24 protein-coding genes are annotated in these 21,536 nt (G+C 69.6%); 9 read left to right on the top strand and 15 right to left on the bottom strand.

The window, feature by feature from the left end; all coding sequences use genetic code 11:
- Positions 1 to 2: 2 nt before the first annotated feature.
- From JGR64_RS07320 to asnS, 15 genes are all read right to left on the bottom strand, one after another.
- Complete coding sequence (locus JGR64_RS07320; RefSeq protein ID WP_199372722.1) at positions 3 to 548, bottom strand: DUF2939 domain-containing protein; 546 nt, start codon at positions 546 to 548, stop codon at positions 3 to 5.
- 2 nt (positions 549 to 550) lie between these two features.
- On the bottom strand, positions 551 to 1,237 hold the full coding sequence (locus tag JGR64_RS07315) for a DUF2461 domain-containing protein (protein WP_199372721.1): 687 nt from the start codon (positions 1,235 to 1,237) through the stop codon (positions 551 to 553).
- Between the two features lie 9 nt (positions 1,238 to 1,246).
- Positions 1,247 to 2,695 carry an exodeoxyribonuclease I gene (gene sbcB, locus JGR64_RS07310; protein WP_199372720.1) on the bottom strand — a complete coding sequence of 483 codons (1,449 nt, stop codon included), beginning with the start codon at positions 2,693 to 2,695 and terminating at the stop codon, positions 1,247 to 1,249.
- On the bottom strand, positions 2,695 to 4,062 hold the full coding sequence (locus JGR64_RS07305) for an NAD(P)/FAD-dependent oxidoreductase (RefSeq protein WP_255531421.1): 1,368 nt from the start codon (positions 4,060 to 4,062) through the stop codon (positions 2,695 to 2,697). Before JGR64_RS07305 ends, sbcB begins: the two co-directional genes overlap by 1 nt.
- A complete protein-coding gene (gene kynU, locus JGR64_RS07300; protein WP_199372719.1) occupies positions 4,059 to 5,351 on the bottom strand; it encodes a kynureninase in 1,293 nt (430 codons plus the stop codon). Before kynU ends, JGR64_RS07305 begins: the two co-directional genes overlap by 4 nt.
- Positions 5,352 to 5,422: 71 nt before the next feature.
- A complete protein-coding gene (locus tag JGR64_RS07295; RefSeq protein ID WP_199372718.1) occupies positions 5,423 to 6,448 on the bottom strand; it encodes an amidohydrolase family protein in 1,026 nt (341 codons plus the stop codon).
- Positions 6,449 to 6,458: 10 nt separating this feature from the next.
- Complete coding sequence (locus JGR64_RS07290; RefSeq protein ID WP_199372717.1) at positions 6,459 to 7,007, bottom strand: 3-hydroxyanthranilate 3,4-dioxygenase; 549 nt, start codon at positions 7,005 to 7,007, stop codon at positions 6,459 to 6,461.
- Complete coding sequence (locus JGR64_RS07285; protein ID WP_234446928.1) at positions 7,004 to 7,441, bottom strand: RidA family protein; 438 nt, start codon at positions 7,439 to 7,441, stop codon at positions 7,004 to 7,006. Before JGR64_RS07285 ends, JGR64_RS07290 begins: the two co-directional genes overlap by 4 nt.
- Before the next feature lies 1 nt (position 7,442).
- The gene (gene can, locus JGR64_RS07280) at positions 7,443 to 8,105 is read right to left on the bottom strand and encodes a carbonate dehydratase (RefSeq protein WP_199372715.1); all 663 of its coding nucleotides are present in this window, start codon (positions 8,103 to 8,105) and stop codon (positions 7,443 to 7,445) included.
- A 32-nt stretch (positions 8,106 to 8,137) separates the two neighbouring features.
- On the bottom strand, positions 8,138 to 9,562 hold the full coding sequence (locus JGR64_RS07275) for an aldehyde dehydrogenase (protein WP_199372714.1): 1,425 nt from the start codon (positions 9,560 to 9,562) through the stop codon (positions 8,138 to 8,140).
- Positions 9,563 to 9,593: 31 nt separating this feature from the next.
- A complete protein-coding gene (nei, locus tag JGR64_RS07270) occupies positions 9,594 to 10,406 on the bottom strand; it encodes an endonuclease VIII (RefSeq protein ID WP_199372713.1) in 813 nt (270 codons plus the stop codon).
- A 4-nt stretch (positions 10,407 to 10,410) separates the two neighbouring features.
- Positions 10,411 to 11,196 carry an SDR family oxidoreductase gene (locus JGR64_RS07265; protein ID WP_199372712.1) on the bottom strand — a complete coding sequence of 262 codons (786 nt, stop codon included), beginning with the start codon at positions 11,194 to 11,196 and terminating at the stop codon, positions 10,411 to 10,413.
- A 37-nt stretch (positions 11,197 to 11,233) separates the two neighbouring features.
- On the bottom strand, positions 11,234 to 11,563 hold the full coding sequence (locus JGR64_RS07260) for a hypothetical protein (protein WP_199373226.1): 330 nt from the start codon (positions 11,561 to 11,563) through the stop codon (positions 11,234 to 11,236).
- A gap of 11 nt (positions 11,564 to 11,574) precedes the next feature.
- Positions 11,575 to 11,880: a hypothetical protein gene (locus JGR64_RS07255; RefSeq protein WP_199372711.1), complete on the bottom strand. Its 306-nt coding sequence runs from the start codon at positions 11,878 to 11,880 to the stop codon at positions 11,575 to 11,577.
- A gap of 4 nt (positions 11,881 to 11,884) precedes the next feature.
- A complete protein-coding gene (asnS, locus tag JGR64_RS07250) occupies positions 11,885 to 13,285 on the bottom strand; it encodes an asparagine--tRNA ligase (RefSeq protein ID WP_199372710.1) in 1,401 nt (466 codons plus the stop codon).
- Positions 13,286 to 13,367: 82 nt separating this feature from the next.
- Between asnS and JGR64_RS07245 the strand changes: the two genes are divergently transcribed.
- The 9 genes from JGR64_RS07245 to JGR64_RS07205 all read left to right on the top strand — a co-directional run bounded on the left by JGR64_RS07245 (position 13,368) and on the right by JGR64_RS07205 (position 21,532).
- Positions 13,368 to 13,709 carry an iron-sulfur cluster assembly accessory protein gene (locus JGR64_RS07245; RefSeq protein WP_199372709.1) on the top strand — a complete coding sequence of 114 codons (342 nt, stop codon included), beginning with the start codon at positions 13,368 to 13,370 and terminating at the stop codon, positions 13,707 to 13,709.
- Between the two features lie 102 nt (positions 13,710 to 13,811).
- Complete coding sequence (locus JGR64_RS07240; RefSeq protein WP_199372708.1) at positions 13,812 to 15,614, top strand: DUF885 domain-containing protein; 1,803 nt, start codon at positions 13,812 to 13,814, stop codon at positions 15,612 to 15,614.
- 194 nt (positions 15,615 to 15,808) lie between these two features.
- The gene (rpsF, locus tag JGR64_RS07235) at positions 15,809 to 16,264 is read left to right on the top strand and encodes a 30S ribosomal protein S6 (protein ID WP_199372707.1); all 456 of its coding nucleotides are present in this window, start codon (positions 15,809 to 15,811) and stop codon (positions 16,262 to 16,264) included.
- Positions 16,265 to 16,275: 11 nt separating this feature from the next.
- On the top strand, positions 16,276 to 16,506 hold the full coding sequence (rpsR, locus tag JGR64_RS07230; RefSeq protein WP_199372706.1) for a 30S ribosomal protein S18: 231 nt from the start codon (positions 16,276 to 16,278) through the stop codon (positions 16,504 to 16,506).
- A gap of 103 nt (positions 16,507 to 16,609) precedes the next feature.
- On the top strand, positions 16,610 to 17,062 hold the full coding sequence (gene rplI, locus JGR64_RS07225; protein WP_199372705.1) for a 50S ribosomal protein L9: 453 nt from the start codon (positions 16,610 to 16,612) through the stop codon (positions 17,060 to 17,062).
- 194 nt (positions 17,063 to 17,256) lie between these two features.
- Positions 17,257 to 18,672, top strand: a complete 1,416-nt coding sequence (locus JGR64_RS07220) for a replicative DNA helicase (protein WP_199372704.1) — start codon at positions 17,257 to 17,259, stop codon at positions 18,670 to 18,672.
- Between the two features lie 4 nt (positions 18,673 to 18,676).
- Positions 18,677 to 19,813: an alanine racemase gene (alr, locus tag JGR64_RS07215; RefSeq protein WP_199372703.1), complete on the top strand. Its 1,137-nt coding sequence runs from the start codon at positions 18,677 to 18,679 to the stop codon at positions 19,811 to 19,813.
- A 105-nt stretch (positions 19,814 to 19,918) separates the two neighbouring features.
- Complete coding sequence (locus JGR64_RS07210) at positions 19,919 to 20,596, top strand: OmpA family protein (RefSeq protein ID WP_199372702.1); 678 nt, start codon at positions 19,919 to 19,921, stop codon at positions 20,594 to 20,596.
- Between the two features lie 99 nt (positions 20,597 to 20,695).
- The gene (locus JGR64_RS07205) at positions 20,696 to 21,532 is read left to right on the top strand and encodes a universal stress protein (RefSeq protein WP_199372701.1); all 837 of its coding nucleotides are present in this window, start codon (positions 20,696 to 20,698) and stop codon (positions 21,530 to 21,532) included.
- Positions 21,533 to 21,536: the final 4 nt, after the last annotated feature.

Here is a 21,536-nt window from a genome sequence, read left to right as displayed (position 1 = left end):
GCTCACTCCGGCAGGCGGATATCCGACAGCTTCCACTGCAGCCCCTGCCGTGTCAGCACGAACACCACATCGTTTCCGTCCGCGCCGGCCACGGTGGCGGTGAAGCGCGATGGCGACTCGAAGCGGTGGCGCGGGTCGGGCAGCGGCTCCGATTGCCCCGCGGTATCGCGGCGCGACGGCGGCGCGATGCCGCTGGCGCGGTTCCAGGTCTTGCGGCCTTCCATCAACGCGCCCAGCCCGGCCGGCGTGACCATGGCATCGACCAGGCCACCGGCGAGGCCGGTGGCGATGCGCAGCCCGAATGCTCCGAACGGATCGGCCTGCATGCCCGCGCCCGCCTCGCGGACGATGCGGTCCTGCAGCTGCAGCTTCAGGCTGGCGCGCAGCGCCGGAAAATCGACCTGGCGCGCCAATGCGCCGGCGTCCTCGGTCTTCACCGCGTCGCGGATCGCGGCGATCGTGCGGTAGGGCCCGCTGGCCACCCATGCCAGCAGCGCGGCCAGCACCACGCACACGAGGATGATCCAGCGGCTGTTGGTCTTCGCCATGTTCAGAACTCCAGGTCCAGGGACGCGCACAGGTAGTCGACGAACGGGGCCAGCGCCTGCAGGTCCTTCGCCAGCACCGAGCGCAGGCGCGGACCGGTCATGGTGGCGTCGTCGATCGCCCGCGAGGCCACGAAGTTCTTGTGGCGCAGGTCGTCGAGGAACGGGAAATCGTCGGGGAAGCCACGCGGCGGGCGCACCAGCATGTCCTCTTCCTCGAGCGCGAAGCGGCGCTTGAACGCCGGTGCGTGCGCGGCGGCCTCCCAGCTGCCGGGATTGTCGACGATGAACTGGCGGATGCGGCGCAGGGTTGCGGTTTCCGGGTGCCACAGGCCGGCGCCGATGAAACTGTTGCCCGGCTGCAGGTGCAGGTAGAACGAGGGCGCGGCGGTCTCGCGGCTGCGCGCATGGAACAGGCGCGCGCCCTGCCAGCCCTTGTAGGGCGACTTGTCGTTGGCAAAGCGCGTGTCGCGCTGGATGCGGAACAGCGAGCCATCGACCGCGCGCGGCTCGGCGCGGTAGTGCGCGCTGACCGTCAGCAGGTCGGGCTGCAGGTCCACCAGGAGGCGGCGGAACGGGTCGCGCACCTCGGCCTCGTACACGTGCTTGTTGGCCTGGAACCAGGTGCGCTCGTTGTGGCGCGCCAGGTTGCGCAGGAAGCGCAGGCTCTTGTCGCTGAAATAGCTGGCCATCGTCGGTCCTCAGGCGGCGGGCAGGGTGGCGGCGATGTCACGGCCCCAGGCGTCGAGCTGGTCGAGCAGGCCCAGGTCGCGGGCGTTGCCGGCGCGCTCGACGCGCAGGCGCGCGATCTCGGCCGCGAACTGCGCCAGGTTGACCTCGCCCAGCCCGGCGTCGTCGAACAGTCGCCGGCGCCGGTAGTCGTCCCAGCGCGCGCGCTCACCGGCGTCCAGCGTCTCCGGCCAGTTACGGGCCCGGTAGCGGAACAGCAGCTCCGCCAGGCGCGGGTCCTGGAAGCCGAAGTCGCGCGCACCCAGCGCCGCGGGGGGCGTGGCGCGCACATCGCCGCAGCGGCGCTTGTCGCCATCGCCCATGAAGCCGTCGTAGATCGCGGCGTCGACGTCGGTCGGCGCGTACGCGCGTTCGCGGGCATACACCTGGCGGACCTTCTCGGCGATCGCCGGGCCGTGGGCGCGGATGCGCGCGGCGCGCGCTTCCACCGTCGCCGGGTCGATCGCCAGGCGCGTGAAGTCGGCAGTGCGCAGGTGGTCCCACTGCACCAGCGCCGGGCAGCGGTTGAGGTGGACTTCCTTCAGCGGAACGCGCGCGATGCCTTCGGGCAAATCGGCGGCACGCACGTACAGGCGCTCGGCGATGGTGTCCGGGTCGAGGTCGAGCAGGGCGTCCGGCTCGGAGTCGAGGTCGAACACGATCACCCGGCTGTCGATCTGCGGGTGGCGCGCGAGTGGCAGCACCGCGGCGGCGCACAGGCGGGTTGCCGGATAGCGTTGTGACACATGCAGCACCGGCGTCATCGCGAAGGTATCGAGCAGGGTCGCGACATGGCGCTTGTCGCGCAGGCGCAGCGCGTAATCCCACAGTCGCGGCTGCGCACTACGGAACAGGCGCGCGATGCCGATCAATGCGCGCACGTCGGACAGCGCTTCGTGGGCGTCGCCGACGCGCACGTCGTTGGCCGCGGCCAGGTGTTCGAGGCGGAAGGACGTGGCGCCGTCCTCGCGTGCCGGCCACTGCAGTCCGTCCGGGCGCAGGGCATGCCACAGGCGCATCACGTCCAGCAGGTCCCAGCGCGAATTGCCGCCGCGCCATTCGCGCTCATAGGGATCGTGGAAGTTGCGATACAGGCCGCAGCGGATGAACTCGTCGTCGAAGCGCAGCGAGTTGTAGCCCAGCGTGCAGGTCCCCGGCCGCGCCATCTCGTCCATGATCCGCGAGAAGGCTTCGGCCTCCGGCAACCCGGCCTGCAGCGCGTGCTGCGGCGTGATGCCGGTGACGAGCGTGGCGCCGGGCGACGGCAGCAGGTCGTCGGCGGGGCGCACCATGATGTCGATCGGGTCCTCGATCTGCTCCAGCGCTTCGTTGGTGCGGATCGCCGCGAACTGCGCGATGCGCGTGCGCCGCGGGTCGGTGCCGAAGGTTTCCAGGTCGTAGAACAGGAAGCTGGCCGCCATCAGGCCGCGTCCTCCAGCGGCTCGAGCAGCGCCAGCACGGCGGTGTCCGCCGCGGCCCAGTCGATGCCGTCGAGGGAGGCGTGGCCACGCGTGGCCGCCTCCAGGATGCCGCGCTGGACTTCGCTGCGCGCCAGCGCCAGCGAGTAGGGGATGCGCATGAACGTCACCATGGCGTAGTGCGGGATGAAGCGCTGCGGATGGCGCGCCTGCAGCGCCAGTTCGAGCTGGCGCTGCAACAGGAAGTCCGGATCGTCGACCAGGTCGCGCATCTCGATGTAGTTGTCCAGCGCCATGCGCTGGATCGCGGTCGCGTCCGGCTTGCGGCCGGCTTCGAACGTCGCGTACGCGGTGGACAGGTTCGCATCGGCGTCGAGCGCCTGCGCGAGCGCCACGCAGTCCTCGAACGCGCAGTTCATGCCCTGGCCGTGGAACGGCACCATGGCGTGCGCGGCATCGCCGATCAGCACGGCGTCACCACCCAGGTGCCAGCGGTCGAGGTACAGCGTGCCCAGCGTGCCGACCGGGTTGGCCTCGAAATCGTGTTCCAGCGCGGGGATCAGCGGCAGCGTGTCGGCGAAGTCGCGCGCGAACAGCGCACGCGCATCGGCCGCGGTGGCCACGCTGTCGAAATCGGGGTCGCCGCTGCCGTCGGCGTGCAACGCCATGAACAGGGTCACCGTGAAGGTGCGCTCGTCATTGGGCAGGGCGATGCACATGTAGCGGCCGCGCGGCCAGATGTGCAGCGCATTGGGCTCGATGCGGAAACCGCCGTCGGCGGCCGGCGGGATTTCCAGCTCCTTGTAGCCGTGGCCGAGCCATTCGGTGCGTTCGCCAAGCGCGCGTCGCGCGTCCATCAGGCCACGCAGCGTCGAGCCGGCGCCGTCGCAGCCGATGAGCGTGTGGAAGGGGTGGCGGTGCTCGGCGAGGTCGCCGCGATAGGTCGCCACGCGCGCGTCGAAATCCACGCTGTCGAGGCGGCGGTCGAAGTGCAGCACGGCACCGGCGGCTTCGGCGGCATCGATCAACGTGATGTTGAGCTCGCCGCGGCTCACTGACCAGATCACCTCGCTGTCGTCGCGGCCGTAGCGCTGCAGCTGCGGCTCGCCCTCGAGCGGATGGACCATGCGGCCCCGCATCATCACCGCCTGGCGCAGCACCGCGCCGTCGGCGTCGGCCGCGCGCAGCGCGTGCAGGCCGCGTTCGGCCAGCGCCAGGTTGATCGAGCGCCCGCCGGCGAATCCGTGCACGCGCGGATCGCCGCGACGCTCGAACACCTCCACGCGCCAGCCGCGCTGGGCGAGCAGGGTGGCCATCAGCGCGCCGGCAAGGCCCGCGCCGATGATCGTGGCTTGCCTGGCGGCGTTCACGCCGTCGCCTCCCGCCACTCCACCACCTCGCGGACGAAGCGCAGCACGTCGGCGTGGGTGTTGTACATCGGCGCCGGCGAAATGCGGATGACGTCCGGCTCGCGCCAGTCGCCGACCACGCCGTTGGCGGACAGGTGCTCGAACAGCGAACGTCCGGCGTCGCGGCCCTGCATGCCGCGGCCCTGGAGCACGCGCAGCGACAGCTGCGCACCGCGGCGTTCCGGTTCGCGCGGCGTGGCGATGCACAGCGTATCGGCGAGCTGCGCGTCGATCAGCGCCTCCAGGTAACCGGTGAGCGCTTCGGACTTCGCGCGCAGCGCCTCCATCCCGGCGCGATCGAACAGCTCCAGCGAGCCGCGCAGCGGCGCCAGGCCGAGGATCGGCGGATTGCTGAGCTGCCAGCCGTCGGCGCCGGGCGTGGGCTTGAATTCGGGCGCCATGCGGAAGCGCGAGGCTTCCTCGTGGCCCCACCAGCCGGCAAAGCGCGGGCGGTCGGTCTCGGCGTGGCGTGCGTGCACGAAGCACCCGGCAACCGCGCCTGGCCCGGCGTTGAGGTATTTGTAATGGCACCAGACCGCGAAGTCGGCGCCGCTGTCGTGCAGCTGCAGCGGCAGGTTGCCGGCGGCATGCGCGAGGTCGAAGCCCACCACCGCGCCGGCGGCGTGGCCGAGCCGCGTGATCTCGGCGAGGTCGAAGGCCTGGCCGCTGCGGTACTGCACGCCCGGCCACAGCACCAGCGCGAGCCGCGGGCCATGTTCGGTGATGGCGCGTTCGATGGCCGCCATCGAGAAGCGGCCCTCCGGCTCGTCCGGCGCCAGCTCGATCAGGTCGCGCGCCGGGACGAAGCCGTGGAAACGCAGCTGTGACTCAAGCGCGTAGCGATCCGACGGAAACGCCCCGGCCTCCATCAGGATCGCGGGACGCTCGCGCGTCGGCCGGTAGAAGCTCACCAGCATCAGGTGCAGGTTGGCAGTGAGCGAGTTCATCGCCACCACCTCGGACGGCTCAGCGCCGACCACCCGCGCCAGGCCGTCTCGCACCAGCGCGTGGTAGGGCATCCACTGCGTGGTGCCGGTGAAATGCGCCTCCACCGCCTCGGCGGCCCACTTGTCGAGCACGTCCAGCACATGGCCCCGCGCCGCCTTCGGCTGCAGGCCCAGTGAATTGCCACAGAAGTACGCCTGCTCGCGCCCGTCGTGGCGCGGGATCATGAACTCGTCGCGCAGCGCACGCAGCGGGTCTGCCTCATCGAGCGCAAACGCATGGTCGTCGGTGTACAGGTCCGTCATGGATAGGAAAGCCTTTTTTTTCTCGGAGTCGCGCGGATAAGCGCAGGCAGGTCAGTGGCCGGGAATGCTCTTCATGCAAACCGCGACGCAGGCAGGCCGAGCCATTCGAGCGCGGTGCCGCTGAACAGCCGCGCCTTGCCCGCGGCGTCGAGGTCGAGGGCGTCGATGCCGGCGCCGGGCACCTGTTCGCCGAGCGGGAAGGGGTAGTCGGTGCCCAGCATCACGCGGTCGACGCCGCAGGTGTCGAGCAGGTACTGCAGCGCGCGGCTGTCGGCGACCCAGGAATCGAAATAGAGCCGCGACAGGTACTCGCGCGGATTGCGCGGATTGTCGGTGGCGACGAGATCGGGGCGCATGTTGAAGCCGTGCTCGATGCGGCCGATGGTGTACGGGAAGCTGCCCCCGCCGTGCGCCATGCAGATCTTCAGCTTCGGCAGCCGCTCCAGCACGCCGCCGAACACCAGCGAGCAGGCCGCACGCGACTGTTCCGCCGGCATGCCCACCAGCCACGGCAGCCAGTACTTGGGCATGGTGTCGGTGCCCATCATGTCCCAGGGATGCACCAGGATCGCCGCACCCAGGTCGGCGGCGGCCTCGAAGAACGGGAACAGCTCCGGCGCGTCCAGGTTCCAGTGCGTGCCGTCGGCCAGCTGGATGTGCGAGCCGATCTGCACGCCCTGCAGGCCGAGCTCGTCCATGCAGCGCTCGAGCTCCTGCACCGCCAGCCGCGGCGACTGCAGCGGCACCGTGCCGATGCCGGCGTAGTGGCGCGGGTGCGCGCGGCAGGTCGCGGCCATGTGGTCGTTGAGCGCCATGTGCAGTTCCAGCGCCTGGTTGGGCTTCGCCCAGTAGCTGAACATCATCGGCACCGTGCTGATCACCTGCACCTGCACGCCGAAGCGCGCGTAGTCGTCGATGCGCTCCTGCGCGTCCCAGGTCTTCGACCAGATCTCGCGGAAGAAGCGCCCGTCCTTGTAGATGCGGTGGCGGCCGTCATCGGTATGGTGGAGCACCGGGAAGCGCTCGTCGCCGTACTTGCGCGCGAGGTCCGGCCAGTCGCGCGGCAGGTAGTGGGCGTGGATGTCGATCTTCAGCATCGCGCGCGCCTCACGTGATGTCGGCCTGCGAATCGGCCTGCATCTCGTAGCGCGTCGGCCGCGGGTTGAGATGCCCGCAGGCCTTGCAGGTGCGCAGCGCCTCGCTGCGGTAGAAGGTCTCGAACACGCGGAAAAAATCCTGTTCGATGTCCTCGAGATGGAAGAACTCCTCGTAGACCTTCTCGTTGCACTGTTCGCAGAACCACATGAGGCCGTCGTCCTCGTGTGGCAGGCGCTTGCGCTCGATCACCAGGCCGATCGAGCCCTCCGCCCGCTGCGGGGAGTGTGGCACGCGCGGCGGCAGCAGGAAGGTCTCGCCCGCGCGGATCGGGATGTCGCGCACGCGGCCGTCCTCCTGGATGCGCAGCACCATCTCGCCTTCCAGCTGGTGGAACCACTCCGGGCCATCCTCGAAGTGGTAATCGGTGCGTGCATTCGGACCGCCCACCACCATCACGATGAAGTCGCCGTCGTAGATGCACTTGTTGCCGACGGGCGGCTTCAGCAGGTGGCGGTTGTCCTCGATCCACTGCCTGAAGTTGAGCGGTGCGGGAATCATGGCCGGGCTCCCTGGCTGGCGGCGACGCATTTCAGTTCGATCGCGATCGGCGTCGGCAGCGCGGTGATGCCGAGCGTGGTGCGGCACGGGGCGGTGGCCGGGTCCGGGAAGTGCTCGGCCCATACCGCGTTGTAGGCCTTGAAGTCGCGCGCCATGTCGGTGAGGTAGACGGTGACGTCGACCAGGTCCTCCCAGCGCGTACCGCTGGCCTCGAGCACGGCGCGCACGTTGGCGAACACGGCGCGTGCCTGCGCCGCGATGTCGTAGCTGCGCACGCGTCCATCGGCGAAATAGTCGTTGCCGGGGATGGCGTCGCTCGCCGGGTCGCGCGGGCCGATGCCGGACAGGAACAGCAACCCACCGACGCGCCGCGCATGCGGATACGCGCCGACCGGCTTCGGCGCGGCGTCGGTGTGGACGGTGGTGCCGCCCACCTCAGCGGTCCTCGCGATCGTCGCGGATGCGCTCGACCGCCGGGTCGTACTGCTCGGGCAGCGCCGTGGGCGAGTCGATCGACAGGCCGAGATCATGCACGCGCCCGTTGCGCAGCGAGTACACCCAGGCGTGCAGCGCGAGCTTCTGGCCGCGGGCCCAGGCTTCGCGCACCACGGTCGATTCGGCGACGTTGATCATCTGCTCCAGCGCGTTGAGTTCGCACAGGCGGTCGTGGCGGATGGCGTGGTCGTCGAGGTCCTCGATGATCGCGCGGTGCTTGTGCTTGACGTCCTTGACGTGGCGGATCCAGTTGTCGGCCAGGCCTACCCGTTGGCCGTCGAGCGCGGCGCCCACGCCGGCGCAGCCGTAGTGGCCGACCACCAGGATGTGCTCCACCCCGAGCACGTCGATGGCGTACTGGATCACCGACAGGCAGTTGAGGTCGGTGTGCACCACCACGTTGGCCACGTTGCGGTGCACGAACACCTCGCCCGGCGCCATGTCGATGATCTGGTTGGCCGGCACCCGCGAGTCGGAGCAGCCGATCCACAGGTACTTGGGCTTCTGGATCTTCGACAGGCGGGTGAAGAAGCCGGGGTCCTCGGCCTCGACGCGTTCGGCCCAGACGCGGTTGCGTTCGAGGAGGTCGTGCATTCTGTGCATGGCGGTTCCGTGGTGCTGTGTCGTGTGTCGGGTCAGCGCGCGATGCAGACGTTGCGCGCTTCGGTGAAGAAGCGCATGGCCTCGTCGCCGCCTTCGCGCCCGAAGCCGGACTGGCCCATGCCGCCGAACGGCGTGCGCAGGTCGCGCATCAGCCAGGTGTTGATCCAGACGATGCCGCAGCGCAGCTCGGCGCCGAAGCGGTGCGCGCGCGCGAGGTCGCGCGTCCAGACCGACGCGGCCAGGCCATAGTCGCCGGCATTGGCCAGCGCCAGCGCCTGGTCGTCGCTGTCGAACGGTTGCAGCGTGGCGACGGGTCCGAAGATCTCCTCGCGGTTGCTGGCGCAGTCGGGGCCGAGGCCTTCGACCAGGGTCGGCGCCACGAACCAGCCGGGCCGGTCGAGCGCGCCGCCACCGCAAAGCACGCGGCCGCCTTCTTCGCGCGCGCGTTCGAGCGCCGCGACCACCTTGTCGAAGTGCGCCTGCGACACCAGCGGGCCGATGCGCGCATCGCTGTCCATCGGGTCGCCGACGCGCAGCGCGAGCACGCGCTCCAGCAGCGCGTCGCGGAACGCCGCGTAGATCGGTCGCTCCACCAGGATGCGCGAGCCGCACAGGCAGATCTGCCCGCTGTTCTGGAACGCCGAACGCACGATGGTGTCGAGCTGGTCCTGCCAGTCGCTGTCGGCGAACACCAGCGTCGGGTTCTTGCCGCCGAGCTCCAGCGAGAGCTTCTTCAGCAGTGGCGCGGCGATGCCGGCGATGCGCCGGCCGACCGCGGTGCTGCCGGTGAACGACACCGCCTTGACCGCGGGATGGCCGACGATGGCTTCGCCGACCGCCGGTCCCAGGCCATGCACCACGTTGAGCACGCCGGCCGGAAAACCGATCTCCGCCGCCAATTCGCCGAGCATGGTCGCCGTGGCAGGCGTCACCTCCGAGGGTTTGGCGACCACGGTGTTGCCGGCGGCCATCGCCGGCGCGATCTTCCAGGTGAACAGGTACAGCGGCAGGTTCCAGGGCGAGATGGTGCCGACCACGCCCAGCGGCTGGCGCAGCGTGTAGTTCAGCCCGGCTTCGCCGTGGTGGGACTCGCTGCCGAATTGCGTGGCCGCGTGTGCGAAGAAGCGCAGGTTGGACACGGCACGCGGTATCTCGGCATCGCGTGCCAGCGCGAACGGCTTGCCTCCGTCACGCGCTTCGGCGTGGGCGAAGTCGTCGAGCCGCGCTTCAAGCGCGTCGGCCAGCCGCTCCAGCCAGCGCGAGCGCTCGCTGTTGCGCAGCGCCGCCCAGGCGGGGAATGCCGCGCTGGCCGCGGCCACGGCGGCGTCCACGTCGGCGGTGTCACCATCGGCGACCTCGGCGTAGGCCTGGGCTGTCGCAGGCTCGAAGACCTGGCGCCAGGCACCGCTGGCGGCCGCGCGCGTGGCGCCGTTGATGACGTGTCCGAAGCGTCGCATCCGCCAAGCTTAACCGCCGGCCGGTCGATCGTCAGTGTTGGCAGCGTGGACAGAGGTACAGCCGCCGCGCGCCCGCCTCGATGCGCGTGATCGCGCCGCCGCAGGTGGGGCAGGGCTGGTCCTGGCGGTCGAAGACACGGAAGCGGAAGCCTTCGGGCGAGTCGGTGAGGTAATCGTCGCGCATGCCGCGCGCCGGCTCGATGCCGCGGGTGGCGTAGCTCAGGCGCGGGATCGCCAGCAGCGCATCGGCAAGGCGCATGAGCGCGGCGGCGTCGAGATCACGCGGCCGCCGCGACGGATGGAGGCCCGCGGCAAACAGCACCTCGGAGCGCAGGTAGTTGCCCATGCCGGCCAGGAAGCCCTGGTCGAGCAGCAGGCCGCCGAGTGCACGGCCCTGGAACGGCTGCGAGCCGAGGCGCGCGGCGACGGTGGCGGCATCGAGCGTCGGGTCGAGGACATCCGGCCCGAGGCTGCGCAGGAACGGATGCGATTCGATGGCGTCGCTGCGCCACATCGACACGTCTGACGCCGAGTACAGGAGGATCGCCCGGTCGGCGGTCTCCAGGGCCACGCGCAGCGAGCGGCGGGTGTCCGGCCGTTCGCCGGCGGCGACCACCTTCCATACGCCGTACAGCTGGTTGTGGCTGTACAGCGTCCAGCCGTGGTCGAAGCGCGTGAGCAGGGCCTTTCCGCGGGGCTCGATGGATGCGATGCACTGCCCGGGCAGCGCGGCTTCGAAGTACTTCAGTGCCGGGAACGCAAACCAGACATGCACCAGTGGTGCGCCGGCGACCGCCGCGGCCAGTCGATCGGCGGCGCGGCGGATCTCCGGGCCTTCCGGCATGGCCTCAGATGGACGCCATGCGGCCGCCGTCCACGGCAAGGCTGACGCCGTTGACGTAGGCGGCCGCCGGCGAGCACAGGAAGGCGATCACGCCGCCGGTCTCGTCGGCGGTGGCGAAGCGGCGCGCCGGGATGGCGCCCTCCATCTCGCGGCGGATGGCGTCCTCGTCGCGGCCTTCATTGGCGGCGCGGTCGCGCACGATCTGGCGGATGCGCCCGGTCTCGGTGAAACCCGGCAGCACGTTGTTCACGGTGATGCCCTCGGGCGCGAGCTCGCGCGACAGGGTCTTGGCCCACGACGCCACGGCGCCGCGGGTGGTGTTGGACACGCCCAGCCCGGCGATCGGCTCGCGCACCGAGGTCGAGACCACGTTGACGATGCGGCCCCAGCGCGCCGCGCGCATGCCGGGAAGGACGGCCTGCAACAGCACCTGGTTGGCGAGCACGTGGCGGCGGAAGGCGTCCTCGAGCGCGTCCAGCGCGGCGGCCTGCAGCGGTCCGCCCGGCGGGCCGCCGGTGTTGTTGACCAGGATGTGCACCGGGCGCGTCGCGACCACGGAGGCCACGGCAGTGCGCAGGCCTTCGGTATCGGCGCTATCGGCCACGACCAGCCCATGGCTGCGGCCGTCGCCACCGGCCAGCGCGCCGACGACCTCGCGCAGTGCGTCTTCGCGACGGGCGAGCACCGTCACGCTGGCCCCCAGCGCCGCCAGCTCGATCGCCGTCGCGCGGCCAATGCCTTCGGAGGCGCCGCAGACCAGTGCGTGGCGGCCGTTGAGGTTCAGGTCCATGGCGGTGGCTCCTTGTGGCTGGGGTGGAGTGGTGCGCTCAGGCGCGGCCGCCGCCGAGCTGCTGCACCATGCGCGGGCGCAGGACCTCGTCGCTGTCGCCCTGCGGAGGCTCGATCGCATCGAGCATGAAGCCGCGCTCGGCGGCATCGTCGGCATCGAGGCCATCGAACGCGACGAACTCGGCGTCCATCAGCATCGCGCGCGCGGTGTCCTCGCTGTCGTACACCAGCGTGTTGCCGTCGCTGTCGAACACTTCCGCGGTACCGGCGGCGCGCACGCGCAGGCGTGCCCAGACCACGGTGTGGCCGAGCGTCGCCAGCCACCATTCCTGGTGGGTGAATCCGTGGCCACCGGTGTCGTGTTCCATGCTGTCCCCGCTCATGACAGCGCCACCGACCACAGCCACAACAGGGCCGCGGCGACGAGGCTGCCGATCAGTGTCATCAGCGACACCCGAGCCGGCGTGGCCAGGCCGCTGAAGCGGTGGTCGCCCGCTTCGCGGTAGCCACCGTTGAGCAGCCACCACAGCACCTTCGGCTTCAGGAACGCGCCTTCGCCGAGGCGCTCGCGCAGCGCAGGGTGGCGGTCGCGCAGGTGCACCAGCGACAGCGGCCAGAAGATGATGAACGCGGACACGGCGGCGATCGCCACGCCCACGCTGCACAGGGCCAGGAACAGGAGCACGGCCTCAGTACTCCGCGTGGCCGGGCGCGCGCGGGTAGGGGATCGCGTCGCGGATGTTGGACAGGCCGCAGACGTAGACGATCAGGCGCTCGAAGCCGAGTCCGAAGCCCGCATGCGGCACCGTGCCGTAGCGGCGGAAGTCGCGGTACCAGCCGTAGTGCTCGCGGTCGAGGCCGAACTGGTCCATGCGCGCGTCGAGCACGTCCAGGCGCTCCTCGCGCTGCGAGCCGCCGATGATCTCGCCGATGCCCGGCGCCAGCACGTCCATCGCCGCCACCGTCTTCCCGTCGTCGTTGAGGCGCATGTAGAACGCCTTGATGTGCTCGGGGTAATTGGTCACCACCACCGGGCGGCCGACGTGCTGTTCGGTCAGCCAGCGTTCGTGCTCGGTCTGCAGGTCCAGGCCCCATTCGACCGGGAAGTCGAACTTGTGGCCCGACGCCTGCAGCAGCTTGATCGCGTCGCCGTATTCGATGCGCTCGAACGGCGCGTTGATGAAGCCCTCAAGCCGCGTGATGGCATCCTTCTGCACGCGCTCGGCGATGAACGCCATGTCGTCGCCGCGTTCGTCCAGCACCGCGCGGAACAGGTACTTGAGGAACTCTTCGGCGATGCGCGCGGTTTCGGAGAGGTCGGCGAACGCGATCTCCGGCTCGATCATCCAGAACTCGGCCAGGTGGCGCGTGGTGTTGGAGTTCTCGGCGCGGAAGGTCGGGCCGAAGGTGTAGACCTTGCTCAGCGCCAGGCAGAAGGCCTCGACGTTGAGCTGGCCGGACACCGTGAGGAAGGTTTCCTTGCCGAAGAAGTCGCGGCCGAAATCCACGGCGCCCTTGGCATCGCGCGGCAGGTTGGCCATGTCGAGCGTGGACACGCGGAACATCTGGCCCGCGCCTTCGGCATCGGACGTGGTCACGATCGGCGTGTTGACCCAGAAATAGCCCTGCTCGTGGAAATAGCGGTGCACCGCCTGCGCCAGGCAGTGGCGGATGCGGGTGACCGCGCCGAACAGGTTGGTGCGCGGGCGCAGGTGGGCGACCTCGCGCAGGAATTCCAGCGAGTGCGCCTTGGGCTGGATCGGATAGGTCTCGGGGTCTTCCACCCAGCCCACCACTTCGATCTCCTTGGCCTGGATCTCGAAGCTCTGGCCCTGGCCCTGCGACGCGACCAGCGTGCCGCGCGCGACGATGGAGCAGCCCGCCGACAGGCGCTTCACCTCGTCCTCGTAGTTCGCGAGCGTGCTGGGCGCGACCACCTGGATCGGCGCGAAGCACGAGCCGTCGCTGACGTTGACGAAAGAGAGGCCGGCCTTGGAATCGCGGCGCGTGCGCACCCAGCCGCGAACCGTGACTTCACCACCGGCGGGAATCCCGCCTGCGAGCGCATGCTCGACGCTGACCACCGTCATGCCTTGAATCCTTGGGGGATGGACCGAGATAGGACGGGCAGTTTACCGGACCCGCGCGACGCAACGGAGTAGAATCAACACCATGGCCATAATCCTCGCTCCCGCCGCCCTTGAAAGGGTGAAGGAATTCCTCGCCGGCGCCCCCGACGCGCTCGGCGTGCGTTTTGGCGTGCACCGCACCGGATGCTCCGGTTGGGGCTATGCCGTGGACCTCGCCCGCGACGCGCGCGAGGGCGACACCGTGTTCGAGCAGGACGGCGTGCGCATCTACGTCACCGCCGACAGCCTCGAGCTCGTGGACGGCACCGAGATGGACTTCACGAAGAACGGCTTGAACGAGCAGTTCGTGTTCCGCAATCCGAACGTCGCCGCCGAGTGCGGCTGCGGCGAAAGCTTCACCACCGACGCCGACAAGGCCGCCTGACGCGGCGCTGCCTGCGTCGTGGCGCAGGGCAGGGGCCCGGCGTGCGACCGCCGCGCGCCCGCGGTTAGACTCGATGGCCTTGCCCGTTTTTCCGGACCCGCCATGTCGCGCGTGCTGATGCTGTTGCTGCTGTCTCTCGCTTTCACCACGGTGGCGACTGCCGCCGACGCCCCGGCGTCTCCCTCGGCCCAGTCCGGTACCGCATCCGCCGACCTGCATCGCTTCTTCGACGAGGAGTGGGAGCGCAGCCTGCGCGAGTCCCCGGAAACGGCCAGCTACCGTGGCGATACCCGCTACAACGACCGCTGGACCGACCTGTCACCTGCGGCGATCTCGGCCCGCCAGGCGGCCGATCGTGATGCGCTGGCGCGCCTGCGCGGTATCGACCGCGCCGCGCTCCCGGCGCAGGACCAGCTCAGCCATGACGTCATGGCCTGGCAGCTGGAGAAGGCCGTCGAGCGCCAGCAGTACCGCGAGTACCAGCGCGCGGTCAGCCAGCGCGGTGGCGTGCAGACCGCGGAAGGCATCGCCGAGGTCCTGCCGTTCGCGACCGTCAAGGACTACCGCGACTGGCTGGCGCGCATGCGCGGCATTCCGGCGCAGGTGGACGCCACCATTGTGTTGCTGCGCGAGGGGATGGCGGCAGGCAATGTCCCGCCGCGCGTGCTGATGGAGCGCATCCCCGGGCAGATTGCCGCGCAGGTCGTGGCGGATCCGGCGCAGAGCCCGTTCTACCGCCCGTTCTCGCGCTTCCGCGACGGCGTGCCGGCGGCGGCGCGCGCGGAGCTCGAGGCCGAGGCCCGCGCAGTCGTGGCCGGCGATATCGTGCCGGCCTACCGGCGTTTCGCCGAATTCTTCGAAGCCGAGTACCTGCCCGCGACGCGCGAGACCATCGCCGCGGCCGACCTGCCCGGCGGCAGCGCCTACTACGACTTCCTCGCGCGCCAGTTCACCACCACCGAGCTCGGTGCCGAGGAGATCCATTCCATCGGCCTGCGCGAAGTGGCGCGCATCCGCGGCGAGATGGAGCGGGTCAAGGGCGAGGTTGGGTTCAAGGGTGACCTCGCGGCATTTTTCGAGCACCTGCGCACCGATCCGGCGTACTTCCACGACACACCCGAGGCGCTGTTCGCCGCCTACCAGGCGATCTCCAAGCGGATCGATCCGGAGCTGGTGAAGATCGCGCGCACCATCCCGCGGCTGCCCTACGGCGTGCGCGCGATTCCCGACAACATCGCGCCTGACACCACCACCGCCTACTACCAGCCCGGCGCCACCGACGGCAGCCGCGCCGGCTACTACTACGTCAACCTGTATCGGCCCGAGGTGCGTCCGACCTGGGAAATGATGGCCCTCTCGCTGCACGAAGCCGTGCCCGGCCACCACTTCCAGTTCGCGCGCGGCCTGGAGCTGCCCGGCGTGCCCACCTTCCGCCGGGTCGGCTACTTCACCGCCTACGGCGAAGGCTGGGGCCTGTATGCCGAGCGCCTCGGCTACGACATGGGGCTCTACGACGACCCCCTCGACCGCATGGGCCAGCTGGCCTACGACATGTGGCGCGCCGTGCGGCTGGTGGTCGACACCGGCATGCATGCCAAGGGCTGGAGCCGGCAGCAGGCGATCGACTATTTCATGGACAACTCGCCCAAGACGCTCCAGGACGTCACCAACGAGATCGACCGCTACATCGGCTGGCCCGGCCAGGCGCTGGCCTACAAGATCGGCCAGCTGAAGATCTCCGAGCTGCGCGCGCGCGCCGAGGCGGCCCTCGGGCCTGCGTTCGACCTGCGCGACTTCAACGACGCCGTGCTGGTCACCGGCTCAGTGCCGCTGGAGACGCTCGAGCAGCACATCGACGCCTGGATTGCCGGGCAGCAGGCTGGCAAGGCCGCGATCGGGGGCTGAGGAGGCCCCGCGACGGTCCCGTTGGCCGGGCCTGAAGGCCGGCCAGGCCGCGATTTGCGCCAGCGGCTACCCGGCTGCCATACTTGCCGGCTCCCGTTCACCGGGAGACCTTGCCCCACGGCCGTCTGTTCCATTGCCGGGGGCTATCCGGGCCTGCGACACGCGTCGCGGCCGATATCCACAAGGAAATACGCATGCGTCACTATGAGATCGTGTTCCTGGTCCATCCGGACCAGAGCGAGCAGGTGCCTGCCATGGTCGAGCGTTACAAGACGCTCATCGAAGGCAGCGAAGGCAAGATCCACCGCCTGGAAGACTGGGGCCGCCGCCAGCTGGCGTACCCCATCGACAACCTGGTCAAGGCCCACTACGTGCTGCTCAACATCGAAGTCGGCCAGGCCGTCCTCGACGAGCTGGCCGAAGGCTTCCGCTTCAACGACGCCATCCTGCGCCACCTGGTGATCCGTCGCGAAGAGGCCGACACCGAACAGTCCCTGATCATGAAGAACAAGGACGAGAAGCCGGAGAAGACCGACCGTCCCGACCGCGGCGACCGTCCCGAGCGCGGCGAACGCCGCCCGCGTGACGACCAGGGTGAAGGCGAGGGCGACAAGCCCGAGCCGGACACCGACACCACCGAAGCCGCCTGAGGAGCACGCACATGTCCAAGTTCTTCCGCCGCCGCAAGTTCTGCAAGTTCACCGCCGAGGGTGTCAAGGAGATCGACTACAAGGATCTCAACACCCTGCGCCAGAACGTGACCGAGAACGGCAAGATCGTTCCGAGCCGCATCACCGGCACCAAGTCGAAGTACCAGCGCCAGCTGGCCACGGCCGTCAAGCGCGCGCGTTTCCTCGCGCTGATCCCGTACACCGACAACCACAACCTGTGATCGCGCGCGCCTCCCTTCCCGGGAGGCGCGTCCGCCCCACACCGTCCGTTCGGACAGCCATAGTTGCGGCGCGATGCGCCGCTAACGAATACGGAGCTCCACCATGCAACTGATCCTCCTGCAGAAGGTCGTGAACCTCGGCAACCTCGGCGACAAGGTCGACGTGAAGCCGGGCTACGGCCGCAATTTCCTGGTGCCGCAGGGCAAGGCGGTTCCCGCCACCGCGTCCAACCTGGCCGACTTCGAGGCGCGCCGCGCCGAGTACGAAGCCAAGGCCGTGGCCACGCACGACGAGGCCAACAAGCGCCTGGCGTCGCTCGAGGGCGTCAGCGTCACGATCTACGCCAACGCCTCGACCGAAGGCAAGCTGTACGGCTCGGTCGGCCCGCGCGATATCGCCGAGGCACTGACCAAGGCCGGCCATCCGGTCGAGAAGTCCGAAGTGGTGCTGGGCGAGGGCGCGTTCCGCGCGACCGGCCAGTACGAGGTCGTGCTGCACCTGCACGCCGACATCGACACCACGGTCACCGTGGTGGTGGCGCCCGAAGCCGCCTGATCCGGCTTCACGCGTTTCCGTCGACGGGCGCCGAAAGGCGCCCGTCTTCGTTTCCCGCCGTCTCACGCCGTGCGATGCCCACCGGTTATCCACAGTGTTATCTGCAGCGCTTTCCGGCGACGGGGGCTACGATGGCAATCCGACAAAGAAGAAGGGGCCGCGGCGACGGTCCCACCAGGGGAGTCCTGATACCGATGAGCGCACGACCGGGCTTCCAGCACGAAGGCCCCGCCTTCCAGGGGCGTGGCGATGCCCGGATCGAACAGCTGCGCATCCCGCCGCAGTCGGTCGAAGCCGAGCAGGCGGTGCTGGGCGGCCTGATGCTCTCGCCTGAAGCCTACGACCGCGTTGGCGACCAGCTCGACCAGACGGACTTCTACCGCCGCGACCACCAGCTGATCTTCCGCGCCATCAAGGAGCTCGCCGAGCGCAACCGTCCCTACGACGCGGTAACCCTGGGCGAGTGGTTCGAGTCGCAGGGGCAGTCGGAGATGGTGGCGGGTGGCGCGTATCTCGTCGAACTGGCCAGCACCACGCCGTCGGCCGCCAACATCGTCGCCTACGCCGAGATCGTGCGCGACAAGGCGGTCCTGCGGCAGCTGATCGAAGTCGGCACCGGCATCGTCAACGACGGCTTCCAGCCGGGTGGCCGCGAGAGCTCCGAGCTGCTGGCCAAGGCCGAGCAGGAGGTGTTCGCAATTGCCGAGGCCGGCAACCGCGGCCGCACCGACTTCACGCCGGTCAACAAGGCCATGGCCGAAGCCTTCGACGTGCTGCAGACCCGCTACGCCAACGGCGGCGGGATCACCGGCCTGCCGACCGGCTACGTCGATTTCGACGAGATGACCGCCGGCCTGCAGCCCACCGACCTGGTGATCCTGGCCGCGCGCCCGGCGATGGGCAAGACCACGCTGGCGCTCAACATGGCCGAGTACGCCGCCATGAAGACCAAGAAGGCGGTCGCGGTGTTCTCCATGGAAATGTCGGCCAGCCAGCTGGCGTTGCGCCTGATCTCGTCCGTAGGCCGCGTCAACGCCACCCGCCTGCGCACCGGCCTGCTCGAGGACGAGGACTGGAGCCGCGTGTCCAGCGCGATCCGCCTGCTCAAGGAAACCAAGATCTTCATCGACGACACCCCGGCGCTGTCGCCGGACTCGTTGCGCGCCAAGGCGCGGCGCCTCAAGCGCGAGCACGACCTCGGGCTGATCGTCATCGACTACCTGCAGCTCATGGCGGTGCCGGGCAACAGCGAGAACCGCGCCACCGAGATCTCCGAGATCTCGCGCTCGCTGAAGAGCCTGGCCAAGGAGCTCAACGTGCCGGTGGTGGCGCTGTCGCAGCTCAACCGCTCGCTGGAAACGCGTGCCGACAAGCGCCCGGTGATGGCCGACCTGCGCGAGTCCGGCGCCATCGAGCAGGACGCCGACGTGATCATCTTCATTTACCGCGACGACTACTACAACAAGGAAAATTCGCCGGACAAGGGCCTCGCCGAAGTCATCATCGGCAAGCAGCGAAACGGCCCGACGGGCTCGGTGAAGCTGAAGTTCTTCGGCGAGTACACGCGCTTCGACAACCTCGCCCACGATTCGGTGGGCAGCTTCGAGTAGTGCCGTGAGCCTGCATGCCGTCGAGCGTCCGACGCGGATCCTGGTCGACCTCGACCGCATCGCCGGCAACCTGCGCGCCATCCGCACACACGCCGGCGTGCCGGTGATGGCGATCGTCAAGGCCAACGCCTATGGCCACGGCCTGGTGGAGGTGGCGCGCCACCTGCAGGCGCAGGGCGTGGAGCACCTGGGCGTGGCATTCCCCGAAGAGGGCATCGCGCTGCGGCGCGCCGGCATCACCGTGCCGATACTGGTGCTCGGTGGCATCTACGGGCCGCAGGTGGCGCAATACCTGGTCCACGACCTCGAGATCACCGTGTCGTCGCTGGAGAAGCTGCGCCAGGTCGAAGCCGCGGCCGAATCACTGGGCCAGCGCGCAACGGTGCACCTGAAGATCGATACCGGCATGGAGCGCATCGGCGTGCACGCCTGGAGCGCCGGGCCGTTCATCGAGGCCGCCGTGGCGTCGCGCTGGATCGAGTTGGCCGGGATCTACTCGCACCTGGCCTGTTCGGACGAACCCGACTCGCCGATGACGGCGCTGCAACTGGCGCGGTTCGATGAGGCCTGCGCGCATTTCGGGCGGATCGGCGCGCCGGTGCCGCCGCGCCACATCGCCAACTCCGGCGGCGTGCTGCATTTCCCCGAGACGCGGCTGGACATGGTGCGCCCGGGGATCCTGCTGTACGGCGTGCTGCCGGGCGCGGATGCGCGGCCCACGGTGGCGGTGCAGCCGGCGCTTTCGCTGGTCTCGCGCGTGGTCTATTTCAAGGTGGTGCGGGCCGGCCACACGGTCAGCTATGGCGGCACCTGGGCGCCCGCCGCGGACACGCGCGTGGTCACCGTGCCGATCGGCTACGGCGACGGCTATCCGCGTGCGTTGTCCTCGCGTGGCACCGTGCTGCTGCGCGGTCGCGAGTATCCGATCGTCGGGCGTGTGTGCATGGACCAGTTCATGGTCGACATCGATGGCGACAGCGCGTGGAACGAGGACGAGGTGGTGCTGGTCGGCCGGCAGGGCGACGCGGAGCTGCGCGTCGAGCAGGTGGCGGCGGCGGCCGGCATGATTCCGTACGAAGTGCTGGTGGGATTGAACGACCGCATTCCGCGCGTGTACCGCAGTGGGCTATCTGAGAGCTGAATAGCCTCCGCCCCATCACCCTGCGCGGACGCGATCGCAGGTAGCGTGAGCCCCGTTCATTCTTCCCCCACCCCGGACGCTCGCCGTCCGACCCAGGAGTCCGCCATGCGTAAAGCCCCCCGAATCCTCTTCGCCACCGCGGCAGCGGGTGCCGTCCTCCTCTCGAGCTGCGCCACGTATACCGGGCAGACCAGCGATCCCAACGACCCGAACCGCACCCGCAACAACGCGTTGATCGGCGCCGGGATCGGCGCGGTCGCCGGCCTGCTGAGCGGTTCCGACGCCACCGAACGACGCCAGCGCGCGCTGGTTGGTGCCGGCGTGGGTGGCCTTGCCGGCGGCGCCGTAGGCGTCTACCAGGATCGCCAGGAAGCTGAACTGCGCCGCCAGACCGCGGGTACCGGCATCGTCGTCGACCGCGACGGCGACGTCATCAAGCTCAACCTGCCGGACGGCGTGACCTTCGACTTCAACAAGACCAACCTGAAGCCGCAGTTCTATCCGGCGCTCAACAACGTCGCCCGCACCTTGGCCGAATACAACCAGACGATCGTTGAAGTGGCCGGCCACACCGACAACATCGGCGGCGATGCGGTCAACCAGCGCATCTCCGAGCAGCGCGCCTCGGCGGTGGGCAACTACCTCATCGGCCAGGGCCTGCAGCGCGAACGCTTCGAGATCGTCGGCTTCGGCAAGAGCATGCCGATCGCCGACAACGCCACCGAACAGGGCCGCGCGCTCAATCGCCGCGTCGAGATCCGCGTGGTGCCGCTGCGGACCTGACGATCCGTGGTGTGAGTGGCAAGGAGAAGGGCCGCCAACGCGGCCCTTCTCCGTTTGACGGGTTGTGGATGCACCTGGTGCGATCCCCGGAGCGCGCGCATGCCCAAGGACCTGTATGTACCCATCACCGCCACGCCGGGCGACGAGGCCGCAATCTCCGCGGCGCTGGCCCTGGCCCGGCGATTCGGTGCGCGGTTGACGGTCCTGGAGATCGTCAATCTCCCGGTGCCGGCATCCAATCCATGGGGATTGATGCCCGATGTCGCGATCGGCGACGTGCATGACCGTTTGCGCGCCCAGGGCCAGGCCAACGTCGAGCGCCGGCGCGCCGCACTTGCGGACAGCGGGGTGCCGTTCTCGGTCCACCTGGTCGAGGCGCTGTTCGCGGAGCCGCCGCGCCTGTCCGTCGACATGGCGCATCACGCAGATCTCTCGGTGGTCACGGGGCCGGTGAATGACGGCGTGGAAGGCAGCGTTGCGCATGACTTCGTCGCCTCGCTGCTGCTCGGTTCGGGACGCCCGGTGCTGGTCATTCCGCCAGGCGCCACCGCGCCGGAGGAGGGCGGTGCGATCCTGGTTGCGTGGCGGCCGGGGGCCGAGGCCGCGCGCGCCCTGCACGATGCCCTGCCGCTCCTGCGCGGCGCGTCGCGCGTCGACGTGCTCGCGATCGATCCGTCCCCCGGCGCCGAAGGCGGACTGGCGCTTGACGACGTCGGCGCCCACCTGGCGCGGCACGGAGTGCAGGCAAACGTGGTCGTGCAAAGCGCCCGCGGCCGCGCGGTGAGCGCGATCCTGCTCGAGCATGCGCGTGAAATGCCGGCGCAGCTGATCGTGGCAGGAGGCTATGGCCATTCGCGCTTGCGCGAGTGGGTGATGGGAGGCGTGACCCGCGAACTGCTGCTGGGCTCGCCCGTGCCGCTGCTGCTCTCGCATTGACCGC

Source organism: Luteimonas sp. MC1572, from assembly GCF_016615815.1.
In the GTDB taxonomy this organism is placed as follows: domain Bacteria; phylum Pseudomonadota; class Gammaproteobacteria; order Xanthomonadales; family Xanthomonadaceae; genus Luteimonas.
This window is presented reverse-complemented; position numbering and strand designations above follow the sequence as displayed.